This window comes from Halomonas sp. hl-4 (genome assembly GCF_900215475.1).
Classification (GTDB): Bacteria; Pseudomonadota; Gammaproteobacteria; order Pseudomonadales; family Halomonadaceae; genus Vreelandella.
The window spans coordinates 3605412-3620537 of the sequence record NZ_LT907845.1 but is presented as its reverse complement, the minus strand read 5'-3'; the positions used below and the strand labels follow the sequence as shown (position 1 = coordinate 3620537).

At 55.8% G+C, this 15126-nt stretch carries 13 protein-coding genes; 2 read left to right on the top strand and 11 right to left on the bottom strand.

Annotation, left to right across the window (positions count from 1 at the left end; all coding sequences use genetic code 11):
* The first annotated feature begins 54 nt into the window (after positions 1-54).
* On the top strand, positions 55-744 hold the full coding sequence (locus tag CPH17_RS17005; RefSeq protein WP_096300471.1) for a LuxR C-terminal-related transcriptional regulator: 690 nt from the start codon (positions 55-57) through the stop codon (positions 742-744).
* On the opposite strand, the gene CPH17_RS17000 is transcribed toward CPH17_RS17005, so the two are convergent.
* The 10 genes from CPH17_RS17000 to CPH17_RS16955 all read right to left on the bottom strand — a co-directional run bounded on the left by CPH17_RS17000 (position 741) and on the right by CPH17_RS16955 (position 13519).
* Positions 741-2144 carry an ATP-binding response regulator gene (locus CPH17_RS17000; RefSeq protein ID WP_096300469.1) on the bottom strand — a complete coding sequence of 468 codons (1404 nt, stop codon included), beginning with the start codon at positions 2142-2144 and terminating at the stop codon, positions 741-743. The genes CPH17_RS17005 and CPH17_RS17000 overlap by 4 nt on opposite strands.
* On the bottom strand, positions 2116-3279 hold the full coding sequence (nosP, locus tag CPH17_RS16995; RefSeq protein ID WP_197703497.1) for a nitric oxide-sensing protein NosP: 1164 nt from the start codon (positions 3277-3279) through the stop codon (positions 2116-2118). The genes CPH17_RS17000 and nosP overlap by 29 nt, the downstream gene beginning before the upstream one ends.
* Positions 3260-5503 carry an ATP-binding protein gene (locus CPH17_RS16990; RefSeq protein ID WP_096300467.1) on the bottom strand — a complete coding sequence of 748 codons (2244 nt, stop codon included), beginning with the start codon at positions 5501-5503 and terminating at the stop codon, positions 3260-3262. Before CPH17_RS16990 ends, nosP begins: the two co-directional genes overlap by 20 nt.
* Complete coding sequence (locus CPH17_RS16985) at positions 5493-6005, bottom strand: molybdopterin-dependent oxidoreductase (protein WP_331710469.1); 513 nt, start codon at positions 6003-6005, stop codon at positions 5493-5495. Before CPH17_RS16985 ends, CPH17_RS16990 begins: the two co-directional genes overlap by 11 nt.
* Positions 6006-6204: 199 nt before the next feature.
* On the bottom strand, positions 6205-6633 hold the full coding sequence (locus CPH17_RS16980) for a universal stress protein (RefSeq protein ID WP_074395397.1): 429 nt from the start codon (positions 6631-6633) through the stop codon (positions 6205-6207).
* Between the two features lie 11 nt (positions 6634-6644).
* Positions 6645-9248 (bottom strand): TRAP transporter permease, encoded by a 2604-nt coding sequence (locus tag CPH17_RS16975; RefSeq protein WP_074395396.1) that lies wholly within the window; start codon positions 9246-9248, stop codon positions 6645-6647.
* Positions 9249-9386: 138 nt separating this feature from the next.
* Positions 9387-10379 (bottom strand): TAXI family TRAP transporter solute-binding subunit, encoded by a 993-nt coding sequence (locus CPH17_RS16970; RefSeq protein WP_074395395.1) that lies wholly within the window; start codon positions 10377-10379, stop codon positions 9387-9389.
* 280 nt (positions 10380-10659) lie between these two features.
* Complete coding sequence (locus CPH17_RS16965) at positions 10660-11967, bottom strand: TRAP transporter large permease (RefSeq protein WP_096300465.1); 1308 nt, start codon at positions 11965-11967, stop codon at positions 10660-10662.
* Complete coding sequence (locus CPH17_RS16960; RefSeq protein ID WP_096300463.1) at positions 11957-12436, bottom strand: TRAP transporter small permease; 480 nt, start codon at positions 12434-12436, stop codon at positions 11957-11959. Before CPH17_RS16960 ends, CPH17_RS16965 begins: the two co-directional genes overlap by 11 nt.
* Positions 12437-12508: 72 nt before the next feature.
* On the bottom strand, positions 12509-13519 hold the full coding sequence (locus CPH17_RS16955) for a DctP family TRAP transporter solute-binding subunit (RefSeq protein ID WP_096300461.1): 1011 nt from the start codon (positions 13517-13519) through the stop codon (positions 12509-12511).
* Positions 13520-13744: 225 nt separating this feature from the next.
* Between CPH17_RS16955 and CPH17_RS16950 the strand changes: the two genes are divergently transcribed.
* Positions 13745-14605, top strand: coding sequence for a DMT family transporter (locus CPH17_RS16950; RefSeq protein WP_096300459.1), 861 nt, complete (start codon positions 13745-13747; stop codon positions 14603-14605).
* Here CPH17_RS16950 and CPH17_RS16945 read toward each other — a convergent pair.
* The gene (locus tag CPH17_RS16945) at positions 14602-15123 is read right to left on the bottom strand and encodes a DUF192 domain-containing protein (RefSeq protein ID WP_096300456.1); all 522 of its coding nucleotides are present in this window, start codon (positions 15121-15123) and stop codon (positions 14602-14604) included. The two genes, CPH17_RS16950 and CPH17_RS16945, sit on opposite strands and share 4 nt — an antisense overlap.
* Positions 15124-15126: the final 3 nt, after the last annotated feature.

Here is a 15126-nt window from a genome sequence, read left to right as displayed (position 1 = left end):
AACGCGATATACCCCGTTGGCAGGATGCGCCCTCATCCCTTGGTAGGAGACGCCATGTATTCGTTATTGGTGGCAGACGATCATCCGCTATTTCGCGACGCGCTGCAGGTCGTGGTCAGCAGCGGCTTGCCGAACAGCCAGCTGTTGGAAGCCGATAGTCTCGCCGCCGCGATTCCCCTGATCACCGAGCACGACGGCCTGGATTTATTGCTGCTGGACTTGAGCCTGCCAGATGCGGAAGGCCTCGACGGTTTAACCCGCGTGCGCGAGACCTACCCCTGGCTGCCGGTGGCCATTATTTCAGCGCATCAGGAGCGCCAGTTAGTGTTGGATGCCATTAGCTTGGGTGCCGTAGGCTATATTCCCAAATCAACGCCTAGAGAAGCACTGCTCAACGCGCTCACCCAGATGCTTGAAGGGCAACTATACCTTCCCGCCGAGGTCATGCGTCGTCCACCGACGACCTCCCCTTCGCCTCAGGCCCATACACCTGAAGCCGCCGAGCGCTTAGCGGGAGAACAGCTCGCTCAGTTAACCGACAAACAACTGTCGGTATTGCATTGCATGACCCAAGGCATGTCGAATAAGCAAATTGCCCGCGAACTAGGCATTGCCGAAACCACGGTTAAAACCCATGTCTCGGCGATCTTGCGCAAGCTGGGGGCCACCAGCCGCGTACATGCCATTGTGGTGGCGGGCGAAGCTAACCTGCCGCTTTATATGGCCAGCCGAACGGTGCGTTAATCTCTATCGCTATGCGGGGTTAAAAGGCTGACCAGCAGCATACGCAAGCGCATCGGCTTTAATGGCTTCAATAAACAGTGCATGCCCGCTTCACGGGCGGCACGGCTGAGGGTTGCATCATGATTGGCGGTAATGACCACCGCCGCGAGCCCTGGATAGCGACGGCGCAGTCGCGCCGCCAGTGCCAGCCCTGTTTCGCGGTGCTCACCCAAATGATAGTCAACCAATAACACGTCAGGCGTCTCGCCATCACTGGCCGCCTCTAGGGCACTTGCTGTCGCCGCAGCCCGCACCCGACACCCCCAGCTACCCAGAAGCGCTTGCATCCCGTCGATAATCGCTGCGTCGTCATCAATCACCCACACCACGCATTCAGCAAGTGGGGACGCAGGGTTATCATATGGCTGAACGGCGGTCGCCGCCGGTACACTCCCCTGGGCTACGGCAGCATGGGAAGAGGCATAGGGCACGGTGATAGAAAATAACGCTCCGCGCCCAGGCTTTGAGGCCAGCATGACAGGCTGTTCGAGCATGGCACTAATACGATCAACGATCGCCAGACCAAGCCCTAACCCGCGACTATGCTGACGCTGAGTATCATGAGCGCGCTGAAACTCTAGAAAAATCGCCTCACGCTGCTGCTCGGCAATCCCTGGGCCGGTATCACCCACCATAATTTCGACGCCCTCGGCACGACGACGACAGCCCAGTAGCACGTGGCCGTGCTCGGTATAACGCACCGCGTTACTCAAAAAATTACGGATCACCCGCGCCAGCAGCGCCAAATCAGATTCCACCACCACACGCGACGGCACGTAATGCAGACTCAAGCCGCGCACAGCAGCAACCTGGCGGTATTCTTCCGCCAGTGCGTCCAATAAGGTGCTCACCGCGAACGGTGCTTTATCGGCATGCAGCACTCCAGCATCCAGACGCGAAATATCCACCAACGTGCCTAAAAGCCCTTCGACATCTTTTAGCGAGCGTCCCACATGGCCAACCAGTGTTTGCGAGGCTTCGGGTAAGGGATGCGTTTCCAAGGCACTGACAAACAACCGAGCCGCGTTGAGTGGCTGAAGCAGATCGTGGCTGACGGCGGCGAGAAATTTGGTTTTCGACAGGTTGGCTGCTTCGGCTTCGGCTTTCGCCGCCTGCAAATGGATGTTGGCCTGACCCAACTCGTCCAAGGCACGGTGCAGCGCATCAGTGCGCTCCCTAACCTGTTCGGCTAGCAATACAGAGCGCTCGAAAGCGGCATAAGGTGCGCCATCCGCACCGCTACCTGATTCAACACGGCTCATCAGCGCCTGACACACTTTGCGTAGGCGGCGATTTTCTTCGCGTAAGGCAGCGCTGCTAAGCGATGCGTCGTCACTTGCCGAGAGTTGGAAGAGTGCCAAGGGCCACCCCTGTAAACGTTTGATTCACATGCATGCCGTGGTGCTGCTCACCGTAGGTGTTAAAACCCACCACCCGCGACTGGCGCAGCAGTGTCGACGCCTGCTCGACATGTTGGACGGCCTCAAGCTCCATGCGGCGTAAGAAACAGTCACAGCCAATCATTAGCGAGGGTTGTCCCAACCGCGCTGTGACGCCTTGCAGCATGTTGTTGAGATCGTCCAGCAAGGGCGCAGGCTGCATGGCAGTCAGCACGATGCCGTTTTCCACCGCACAGTAAAAGCTTAGGCTACCATCGGCATTGGCGCGTTGAATGGAGCGCACGTAATGCTGCCCACCCAGTTGAACCGCAAGCGGATGGCGTGCAAATACGCTAGGACCTAAGGTGTAAGGCTCAACCCCCACCAAGTCGGCGTAAACCCTGGCCGCAGGCAGTCCGTTTAATTCCACCACACGGCGACGCTCGCGATCCGCTTCGGTGACCACCAGTTTATGGCTAAGCGGCATGAGGTGGTGAGTTGAAAACACTTCAAACGGCAGGCACGTGTTGATCATCACCACCACGGCGGCACGGCTATGAAAACGCCCTCGGGCATAGACGTGGGTGTGAGCCAAGTGATTGTCGTCCCCGGCGGAACCGCCGAAGCTGGGTATGCGCCCCAGGGCAGCGTCCAGCGTTGCCAGTACCTGCTCTTCGCGGCTTGAAAGCCCATCCAGTAACGTCAGTGCAAAGCTATGCTCGTTAACCGGGGCCAGCGCCTGACGACGGCAGCGCTCAATCAAACCATCGACTAACGGCTGAGCATCGCTCAGCGCGAACCGGTCCAGGTCATCGACAAGCGCCGTTTCCAGAGCGAATACCCGCCGATCAAAGCCAATCGCCACAATACTGCCGCGATCATACCCCTGGGGAGTAATCTCGCCTGCTGTGGTACAACCACTGACAGGTACCGTCGGGAAAGCGCTAACCAGCGCGGCCGCTAGGCCCTCTAAATCATACTCGGCGCTACAGAAAAAAATAATACCGCCAAGGTGGTCATGGCTGAGGCCCTCAGCCAGCGCTTGCACTGCCTGCTTGGCGTTTGCCGACCGGCTGGCCACCACAACGGTGCCGTGATTAGCGGGGTAAGTGATCACGTTGCCATCGCTCTAACACCGGGTAGGTGCGCGCGGAGGTTTGGCGCAGCGCGCTAAAGGCGTTGCTCAGTTCGCTGATACAAGGCGTTTCCTGCCTTGCCAAGACCTCTAACTGCTTGGCATGCTGCGCCACCTGCTGCGCGCCAATACTCAGCGCTTCTCCACGCAGTTGGTGGGCTAAACGGACGATTTGTTGGGTCTGTTCAGCCGTCATTTCCGCCTCAAGCCCGAGGTACGTCGCCAATTGGGCAAGATAATCTTCAACTTGTCGGTGATACAGGGCTATGAGCTGACGCAAGTGATCCTCACCGAGGGTTTGGTAAAGACTGCTTAACGTGTCGTCATTCAGCAGATTTTCGCCGTTTGTAGGCCCAGTGGGCCAAGAAACCATCTCGGTTTCGGCATCACCTAGTTGAAGCGCTAGAACATTGCTCAACGCGGCAGTGGATAACGGCTTGGTAATATAATCATTCATCCCCGCCTGCAAGCAGCGCTGACGGTCATCTTCTACACCGCCTGCAGTCATCGCGACAATGGGCACCTCGGCCAGCCAGCCGCCTTGAGCGCGTAGTTTTCGGGTAACCTCCAGCCCATCTATGTCAGGCAGTTGAATATCCATAAAAATCAGGTGGAAGCGCTGAGCCGCGGTCATCGCCAGCGCATCGTGGCCATTTTCTGCGCAGACGATGTCACAGCCTAAACGCGACAACAATTCAATGGCGACTTTACGGTTGATGGCATTGTCTTCCACCAGTAGTAACGAGGTCCTAGGGAAATGCTGCTGGGCGGGCAGTGAGGGCAGCGGTGAACGATGGTAAGGCTCTGCCTCTATTAGCGGTAGTTGACAGCTGAAGGTGCTGCCCTCGCCAAGTTGGCTGTCAACGCTTAGCTGCCCATGCATCGCCTCACTTAGCCGTTTGGAAATGGCCAGCCCCAGGCCGGTCCCGCCGAAACGCCGGGCAACCGATGCATCCGCCTGCTGGAAAGGCTCAAACAAATGCTGCTGTTGCGCGTCGCTTACGCCGCAGCCGGTGTCTGACACGTCAAACTGTAACCGCTCAACCGTGCTGGAAACACGCACAGAAACGCTACCGTCATCTGTAAACTTGATGGCATTGGCAATTAAATTAAGCAAAATCTGCCTTAGCCGACCAGCATCGACCATCACCCAAGCGGGTACCAATTCATCCACCTGCAGAGTGAGTGCCAGGCCTTTAGCCTCGGCCCGGGGCTTAAACAAAGCAACAACGCTATCTACCAGTGGTTTAACCGCCGTTGGGGCCGTTTCCAGGCTTAAATGACCTGCTTCAATTTTGGAAAAATCCAGAATCTCATTGATCATTGCTAATAGCTGGTTGGCGCTTTCGTAAATCGTGTTGGCGTAATCTTCTACTTGAACTCGATTAGCAGGCTCGCGCAGCAATTCGCTCATGCCAATGACGCCATTCAGAGGCGTTCGGATCTCATGACTGACCATCGCGAGAAAGTCGGACTTCGCAAGATTAGCCGCCTGGGCCTGCTTGGCGGTGACTTCCAGTTGACGGCTAAGCTGTTCTTGATCTCGCCGCGCAGCCGCGCTCTCGCGCATTTCCCGTACCAGGAAAACGACGACTAGCAGCGCGGCCAAACTCATCGCCACTATAAGGCTCATCAACAGCTTATATAGCAGACTGAGCTGCGCGCGCTCCTCAGTGGCGGATTCAGCCAAGTAGCCATTGATCGTGATAACCAGCCGTTCGGTGAGGCGTGTTAAGGCTTGCAGTTCGGTTTCCAGCGCGGTGATCGGCATCTGATCAAGGTCTTCATGGGGCTCAAACATCGGGTCGAGGACATCTAACTGCTGCTGAATGTCCTCTAGCAATTGTCGTGCTGGCTCAATACGGTCCAGTAGCGTGCTGACCTCCCCTTCATTGAGCAAAGTAACTCGGCTATAAAGCAGTTCAAAACTTAGATCCAACTCATCTTGGGCGTCAGGCGCTATTGGCCCGCGAGTCACGTTGAGTAGCTGATTGAGCAGTTGGACCGCATCACGATCCAGCTTGTAAATCACCCAGGAGGTGTCTTCCCGCAGGGACTGGGTAAGATTATCCTGGCGCCATGCGGCGATTGTCGCCACGACCAACGCCGCGGCAAATAGCACCACGGCCGTCATGGCGACCAGCTTGAAGCGCCGAGGATAGCGCAGCAAACGGGGGTAATGCGTCAAAGGAGCGCTAACGGACATTAATTTGCATCACCTGCCAGACAGCGCGAAAGCGCATTTTTTCGCTCAGCAAGGCGTCATCTTGATCAAACGGATAGAGTACCCAAAGCGGACCATACTCTCGGATAGGAATCGCTTCACCGTCTCGTTTGAGCGCGAGAATCACATCGTAGTCATAAAAATCACTCACCGGAATTTCGGCTTCGTAGCCGTTGAGCGCCAATACATTGATGCTGCCGTCCTCTACGCCCAAGTGAGCCAGCAAGTCTCGCATCAAGGGGCCTTCATAATGATTCCGGCTATCGGTCCATGGCGTGGTCGTGTCGAAATCATGCTGCGGCAATTGCTGCAGCATCTGGCGATCAAAATGCGCCTCATCAGCGACATTGGCGTTGGTAATCTCGCCCACTACTTTAAGAATCACCGGTCCTGTCGGTGCGCGGCCGTCATCTGAAGTAGCCGCCAGCCCCGCCAGGGGAATGCTGAACGCCAGCATGATGCACCCCATTAACAACGATTTCACTGCGATTTCCTCTTGCCGCGTTATCCGCGGGTAAACGTTAATAGACCCTATAAGGTTACGCCATCTCATAGGTAAGGTCAGTTCATATACGAGTTTTTTCGCTGGCCACCCGCTGGGTTACTCAGCAAACCCAACCAACGCTTGAAAAATAAAAAAGCTCCAAGCCAGGCTTGGAGCTTTGCGTTTCACGGTCATCGCGTTAGCGAACAATCATGACCGACATTTTGGCGTGGTGTACCACATGCTCGGCATTAGGCCCCAACACGTAATCAACAAACTTACGCTTAGTATGAGAGGCCATAACGATCAGGTCGATATCCAGCTGTTTTCCGACTTTGATGATCGCCTCCCACGGCGAGCCGTCGACAATCACGCTCTGGGTGTTAATTGTCTCCGGTACGTGTTGTTGAATAAAGGTGTGCTGGGCTTCCTTAACAGCCTCGTGTGCCTTTTTAGAGAAGTCTTTCGGAAAGTAAGCACCCACCATGGGCATCTTAAATTCCGGCAGCACCGTCACCACATGCAGCGAGGCATCAAACGTCTGACACAGCGTGATGGCCGTGGGTAGCGCTTTTGTCCATGAACTCTCTTCGTTGAGATCAACGGGCAATAAGATTTTGTGGTACATGGCAGCCCCCTTTAAACAGTATTGGCCTTGATATTACGCCCATCGGCGTCCCGTCGACGGCGCTGCAGCATGACAATAAGGCCGAATACGCCAAGTGCCGGTATCCAAATCCACTCCTTCGTCCAGCGATCGACAGGGGCCAGGACTTCCACGATTTCCTGGTCAAAATCAAAGCCTAAATCTGCCGCGTCACTACCGTAGGTCACGGTATCAACAATGGTTTCATCGTCTTCGGTCATCAGCATCAGACCGAGATTATCCAACCGCTCTTGACCGCTATCGCCTTCGGGTACTGGTACTCGAATATAGGTCGTCATAGGGTCACCATAATCATCCAAGCCGCTGATTTGCACCCGTAGTGAAGAGTCTTCATCCATCTCGCCCAATGTGTCCGCGAACTCCGCAGGCTGCGTGGAACGGTAGGGATCGTGAATCATGTCCATAAAGAAGCCGGGGCGGAACAGCGCAAAAGCTACCACCAGCAACAGAATCGACTCATACCAGCGGTTACGGGTGAGCATATACCCTTGGGTGGCGGCGGCAAAAATAAGCATTGCCACGGTAGCGACGATAAAGATCAACACCCCCTGCAGCGGGGTGACGTCAATCAGCAGCAGGTCGGTGTTAAAGATGAACAAAAACGGCAGCGCGGCAGTACGCAGGCTGTAATAAAACGCCTGAAAACCGGTGCGGATAGGGTCGCCCCCTGAAATCGCCGCCGCTGCAAACGAAGCCAGCCCCACAGGTGGGGTCACGTCAGCCATAATACCGAAGTAAAACACAAACAGGTGCACGGCAATTAGCGGCACCAGCAGCCCGTTTTGCTCGCCGAGCTGAATGATCACCGGCGCCAGCAGAGCAGAAACCACGATGTAGTTGGCAGTGGTCGGAAGCCCCATACCCAGAATCAGGCTGAGAATGGCGGTAAACAGCAAAATTAGTAGCAGATTTCCCATCGCCAGGGTTTCCACTACTTCCGCCAATACCAGGCCAACACCTGTCTGGGAAACCGCGCCCACAATAATACCCGCCGTTGCCGTCGCGATGCCGATGCCGATCATGTTTCGGGCACCGGTGACCAGCCCGTCCCACAGGTCCATAGCACCTTCGCGTAGGTCAGCCGATAGGTTACTTCGACCGCGGAAGAGCGCCGTGATCGGGCGTTGGGTGAGCATGATAAAGATCATGAACACTGTCGCCCAAAACGCTGACAACCCAGGCGATAAGCGCTCAACCATCAGGCACCACACCAGCACGATAACGGGAAGGATATACTGCAGGCCGACCATCACTGTGGGCCGGGTTTGCGGCAGTGTCACCACCGGCTCGTTGGGGTCATCCAATTCAAGCTCGGGATAACCAGAAGCCACCTTCAGAAGCCCCACATAAACCGCCACCAGCCCGGCACCAATCACCCAAGGTGCAGCCACGCCCAGCGCTGGCTGCATCCAGCCAAGGCCGTAATACACCACCAGTGCGGTGACCATCATCAGCAACAAACCGCTTAAAAAGCCAACCAGCTTGCGCACTAACGGCTTAGGCGGGTTGCTGCTTTGAAGCCCCTGCATATTGGCCTTCATGGCCTCAAGGTGAACGATATATATCAGTGCGATGTAGGAAATCACTGCCGGTAGGAACGCGTGCTTGATAACCTCGACGTAAGAAATACCCACGTACTCGACCATCAAAAACGCGGCGGCCCCCATCACCGGCGGCATAATTTGCCCATTGACCGAAGCCGCCACCTCTACCGCACCGGCTTTTTCGGATGAAAAACCGACGCGCTTCATCATCGGGATAGTAAAGGTGCCCGTGGTCACCGTATTGGCAATCGAAGAACCCGAAATCAAACCGGTCATGCCCGACGCCACCACTGCTGCCTTGGCAGGGCCACCGCGGTAATGTCCCAGCATCGAAAATGCGACTTTAATGAAATAGTTTCCCGCGCCTGCTTTATCCAACAGCGCGCCAAACAAAACAAACAGAAACACAAAGCTGGTAGAAACCCCTAGCGCAATACCGAATACGCCCTGGGTGGTTAGCCACTGATGATTGACCAGCCCGTTAAAACTTACTCCGCCGTGGGCTAATATGCCCGGCATCCATGGTCCCGCCAAGGAATACACTAAAAACACACTTGCCACGATCATCAACGGCGGCCCAAGTGCACGCCGTGTGGCCTCCAGCAGCAATACAATTCCCGCGATACCGACAACAACGTCGATCAGCAGCGGTGATCCGGGGCGATCCGACAAGCCCTCGTAAAAGATGAACATATAAGCACCGCAAAACGCGGCGACGGCCGCCAGGACCCAATCCAATACCGGGATACGATCGCGAGGCGAATGCTTAAGCGCTGGGTACGCCATGTAGGCCAAAAACAGCGCAAAGGCTAAATGAATCGAACGGGCCTGGGTCGCATTAAATACGCCAAAACCCACTACATATGGCAGGGGCGAAGCGATCCATAGCTGAAAGAGTGACCAAGCCGCCGCAATACTGACCAACAACTTACCTGGAACGCCCGCTGGTTTACGCGCTCCGGAGTCGGTAGAGGCGACAAGGTCGTCAAGATCAACATTCGACCCGCTGGCCTTAGTGTTGTCCACTGTCATAAGCATGCCCTGCAGAAATATGGATGGCACTGTGGAATGCCAACTTGATGCCTAGTGGCATCCCAAACACAGCGCGCGGTCCCAAGAGAGACCGCGCGCATCTTTCAATGGATGATTATCACCATTGAACCGATTACCTTATTCTTCGATCCAACCCTGCTCTACGTAGTACTTCTTAGCACCATCGTGAAGCGGTGCTGAGAGGCCTTCTGACACCATTTCTTCTTGATCCAGATTTTCAAACGCAGGGTGTAGACGCTTGAAGCGGTCAAAGTCGTCAAATACAGCCTTAACGGTTTCATAGACCACGTCTTCATCTACCTCAGCGGAGGAGACAAAGGTCGCCGACACGCCGAACGTCTCTACGTCGTCAGGATTGTTTTTGTACAGACCGCCTGGGATAGTCGAGTTTGTATAGTAGGGATACTCGTCAACGATGCCTTGAACATCTTCATCGTCCAGCGGAATCAAGCGCGAATCCACGGTAGTAGTGGCTTCCTGGATGGAGCCGTTCGGGTGACCGACTACGTAGACCATGGCATCGATGTTATTATCGGCCAGGGCCGCAGCCTGCTCAGAGGCATCCAGCTCAGAAACCATCGAGAAGCTATCTTCGTCCCAGCCTTTCGCGTCCATCACCACTTCCATGGTGTTGCGCTGACCAGAACCCGGGTTGCCGATATTAACGCGCTTGCCTTCCAGGTCATCCAGCGTTTCGATACCAGAGTCTTCACGAGCCAGCAGCGTCAGCGGCTCACCATGGATGCGGAATACCGCACGCAGATCCTCGAAAGCTTCGTCTTCGAAGTTACCTTCGCCATTATACGCTTGGTACTGAACATCAGACTGGGCAACGCCCATATCCAGTTCGCCAGACTTAATGCCGTTAATATTGGCAACAGAGCCACCGGTTGACGGCGCATTACAGCGAATATCGTGATCGTCGCTGCCGCGGTTTACCAGTCGGCATACGGACTGGCCAACGACGTAGTAAACGCCGGTCTGGCCACCGGTACCAATGGTAATGTAGTTTTCACCGTCTTCTTCTTCGGCCATTGCGGGTGATGCAAAGGCAGCGGCAGCAAGTAGCGCACCGGAGAAAGCAGCGGTAGAAAATGCATGGCGTTTCATAAACACACCTCTTTATCTTGATGTTATGAGCGTTGTGCGTTTGGTCCGCCTGCTTGATGTTCCCCAGGCGGATTGATCCAAAACGTTGTCAAGACAATCTGTTATCAGCATCGACAATGTCTGTCGGCTTTGTCTACTTTAGCGAAAAAAAACGTAATTGGCGAAGCGCAATATTGTTAATCGGCAAACATCGTTTCTCAACGTATGCCATTCAGTGTAGCGACATCCACCGTTTAGGGAGCGTTAACCGTCATACCGCTTTTGCATAGGGCAAACGGCATTAGCCAACGTTATAGCCTAAAACACGCGGCAACCAGAGCGCGATACCGGGAAATATCGCCACCAATGCCAGTGCGCAACTCATGGCAAGCACAAACAGCAACGCCCAGCCGAGCGTATGCTCAAGGCGGATTTTTGCCACCTCCGTGGTGACCATTAAATTCACCGCGACCGGTGGCGTAAACTGCCCGATGGCGATATTCATGGCGAGCAGAATGCCAAACCAGACGGGGTTCCATTCGAAGTGCTGCATGACCGGAATCAAAATCGGCATCATGATCAGATAGATCGAGATCGCATCCAGCAGCATTCCCGCTACTAGCACTGCCAGCATGATCAGGATCAATAGCAACACACCGTTATCGGTCAAACCGATAATCCACTCTGCCAAGTGGCGGAAAGTACCCAGCATCGTCCCCGCCCAGGCAAAAATACCCGCCAGGGCAATAATCAGCATGACCACGCCGGAAATAATCGCCGCTTCACCAAATAGCTCCCACAAATCCCGCCAGGAGAGCTCACGGGTCAGAAAAAGCCCAACGGCAGCCCCGTAGGCAACCGCCACTACCGCGGCCTCTGTAGGCGTAAACAGCCCCGAGCGTAATCCGCCGAGTATCAGTACCGGGGCGAATAGCGCTGGCAGTGCCTGTTTGAACGTTGTTTTCACACTCAGTCGTTCGGCGCCTTCCACCGGTGTACCGCCTTCCCAACCGTAGCGCTTGGACACCAGCAGCGCCGGCACCAAAAGCGACAAACCCGCTAATATGCCTGGGAACAAGCCAGCCGCGAACAAGGCGCGCAGATCGACACCCGGCACCACGATGGAGTAGAGAATCAGCGCCACAGAAGGCGGAATAAGAATGGCGGTGGAAGCCGACGCCGCAATCAGCGTGGCCGAAAATGGCTTGGGGTAGCCGGCCTTGGTCATGCTCGGCAGCATTACCATCGCCACCGCCGCCGCATCGGCAGGGCCTGACCCGCTCATACCACCCATAATCATGCACACCAGCACCGCTACCAGCGCCAGACCGCCATGGCGCGGGCCAATCAAGGCCTGGGCAAAACGCACCAGACGCAGCGCCACACCGGCACGCTCGAAAATCAGTCCGGTCAAGATAAACAGCGGAATCGCAATCAGCGGATACTTGGCAATGCTGTTGTAGGTATTGGTCCCCAGCGTCGCCAACATTTCCGGGGAGAGACCAAGAACAATACCCACCGCTCCCGAGAGCGCCAGCGAAAACGCCACCGGCACTCCCGCAATCAGCAAGCCGGCGAAGGCCAGAATCATCCATACATCAGGCGTCATCGCTTTCCCTCCCGGCCAAACGGTCACGGGTTTGCTGGAAGAGACGCCACACCATCGCCAGCGTCAGGATGGGCAGCCAAACCAGATACCACCACTGCGGCACGCCAAGGCCGGGCGACAGTGACTCCCACTGGTATTCCTGCCAAACCATCAGACCGCCAAAGCCGCTAATTAACCCCAGCACCACCAGCGTACAAAGCGCCTGGAAAAGGATTAGCAACCTACGCATACGAGGTGGCAATAAACGCTCTAAAAAACTGATGCGAATATGCCGCTGACGACGCAGCGCTACCGAGGCACCCGCGAAAGTTAGCACCACCAGTAGAAACACCGACAACTCTTCAGTGAACGAAAAAGAGCCCCCCGTCAGGTAACGCGTGACCACGTTACCCAGGCTAATCAGTGAGATAACAATCAATGCCAGCGCGCCCAGCCAACGCTCGGGCCGCGCGTCCGGAATGCCTTTCATGAAACAGCCTCACAAGCGTCACCACCCCCTAGGGCGGTGATCGTATAGATAAATAACGTTGGTTATATTGGATTAGCGCTCGTCAATGGCTGATTGCACCGCGTCTACCAACTCTTCGCCAATACGCGGCGTCCACTTTTCGTAGACCGACTGAGTGGCATCTACAAACGCCTGATACTGCTCATCGCTCAATTCGGTGACCGTGACACCACGCTCTTTGATAGCCGCGAGCCGCTCGCTTTCTTCTTCACGGGTCATGGCGATTTCCCACTCTCCCGCCTCCTTGGCGGTCTCGCGTAGCAGCGTGCGTTGATCTTCGCTGAGCGACTCCCAGACCTGTTGGTTAACGGCGAAAATCAGCGGGTCGTTCATGTAATTCCACAGCGTTAAGTGCTCCTGGCCGACTTGATCAATACGCGCCACGTCAAATACCGATAGCGGATTTTCCTGACCATCCACTGCGCCGGTGGTCAGCGCTGGCTGGGCATCGGTCCAGCTCATTTGCGTGGGGTCGGCATCGAGGGCCGAGAACGTATCCTGGAACAACGGCGAGCCGACTACGCGGATTTTCAGACCGTCCAAGTCCCCAGGCTCGCTAATCGGGCCTTTCGAATTCGACACCTGGCGGAAGCCATTCTCACCCCACGCCAACGGAATCACACCGCGAGACTCAATTGCCTCGAATACCATTTCCCCAGCGTCGCCACCGGTCACCGCATCCACCGCGGCTTCGTCGGGAATGAAAAACGGCAGCGAGAAGAGATTGAGCTCGGGTACCTGCGGCGACCAGTTGATGGTCGAACCTACCGCCGCGTCGATCAGCCCCGAGCGCATGGCCGAAAACTCGCGGGTCTGGTCACCCGATACCAACTGAGAGTTGGGATACACCCGAAGAGTTAGCTCACCGTCGCTACGTTCCTCGACCAGATCCGCCCATTTTTCAGCCGCTTGCCCCCAGGGAAAGGCGTCGGGCAGCACTGTCGACACAGACAGTTCGCGGGCCTGCGCGGAGAGGGAGAAAGACAGCAACATTACACCGGCCAAGCCGGTAGACATAAAAGCCATTGAGCGTGTCAGCGTCATAACAGATCCTTTTTTATCGATTTTTATGGTGGTGTATCCAACGGCGCAACGCCGTGGTTAGTGCCCCATGTCATTGTAAGCGCTCCACTACCAAAAGGAAGACGCCGAAGGTCGGCATCGTGCACCTATCAGAGACGGGAACGCGGACACTTATTGTCTTATCAGTCTGGCACTTAGCCAAGCTGATACAATAGCAATAATTTCGATCTACCTACGGACATCAACGTGCCTCTACGCGACTTGCTGCTCGGCCTATTTGTTATCGCTATCTGGGCGTTGAACATCATTGTCATCAAAGTCGGCGTAACAGAGCTTCCACCGCTGCTGATGACCACGCTGCGCTTTATGCTGGTCGCCGCGTTGCTGGTGCCCTTTTACCCCGTGGCCCGGGCGCAGCTACCCTTTCTGATGCTGTTGTCGATAACATTCGGCAGCCTGCACTTTGCCCTGTTATTCATTGGTCTAGGGCAGGCAGAAGCAGGCACTGGAGCGCTTTTAGTGCAGATGGGGACGCCCTTTGCCACGCTATTGGCCGTGATATTTCTCAACGAAAAGCTGGGGCCAAAACGTATTATGGGGCTTCTGCTTTCATTTGCGGGCATCATTGTGCTAGCAGGTGGCCCCACCTTACCGGCACCACTTCCGCTGACTATTCTGTTGTGCAGCGCCATGGGCTGGGCGGTATCCCAACTGTTAATCAAACGCGGCCCACCTATTGCGCCGCTGGCGTTGGCGGGCTGGGTCGCGCTGTTTGCGGTGCCCCAGGTAGCACTGGGATCATGGCTGTTTGAAAGTGGACAGTGGCAAGCACTAAAGCAGGCAAGCTGGTTAGGCTGGGGGGCGATGATCTACACCGCCGTGATGTCATCAATCGTTGCCTACGGGATCTGGTACGCGCTGTTACGCCGCCACCCGGTCAATCGCGTCGTCCCCATGACGCTGCTCGTTCCGGTATTGGCGGTCGGCCTGGGAGCACTGCTGATGGGCGACAGTCTGGGCGTGCATAAACTGGTGGGCGGCGGGCTGGTGATCGCGGGCATCGCCCTGATTGTGCTTAATATCAGTCCTCGCCCTCGCCCCGCTTAATCTTCCGGCTGGCAAAAACCGCTCAAGGCGGGTACCGATACGCAGTCACCTTCGCCAATCCCACGTTCAGCAAAATAGCCTGCATTAACTTCCAGTGCCGCATGATAGGCAGCACCAGGGGCATAGGAGCGGCAGTTACTCGGCGACGATGACTCGCAGGGCTGCATCGTTTCAATCGCCACAATGCGCCCTGCGTCGTCGATAAAGGCGATGTCCAGCGGAATCAGCGTGCGGTACATCCAGAATCCGCTGTCGGCTGGCCGTTCTCTTTCAAAGACAAACAGCATGCCGCGTTTTTCGGGGAGATGTTCGCGTTGCATCAACCCACGCTGACGTTTCGGCAAGGTATCAGCCAGTTCGACGTCCAAGCGATGTGGGCCTTTCTCGGTATGAATCGCCAATGACAGGGTTTCCGCATCGTCTGGCGTCGCTTGCGCCCATAATGAGGTCCCAGGTAACCACAGTGACAACGGCAATATAAGCGACGCTTTCAGCAGCGACCGACGGTTCATGGTCATGGT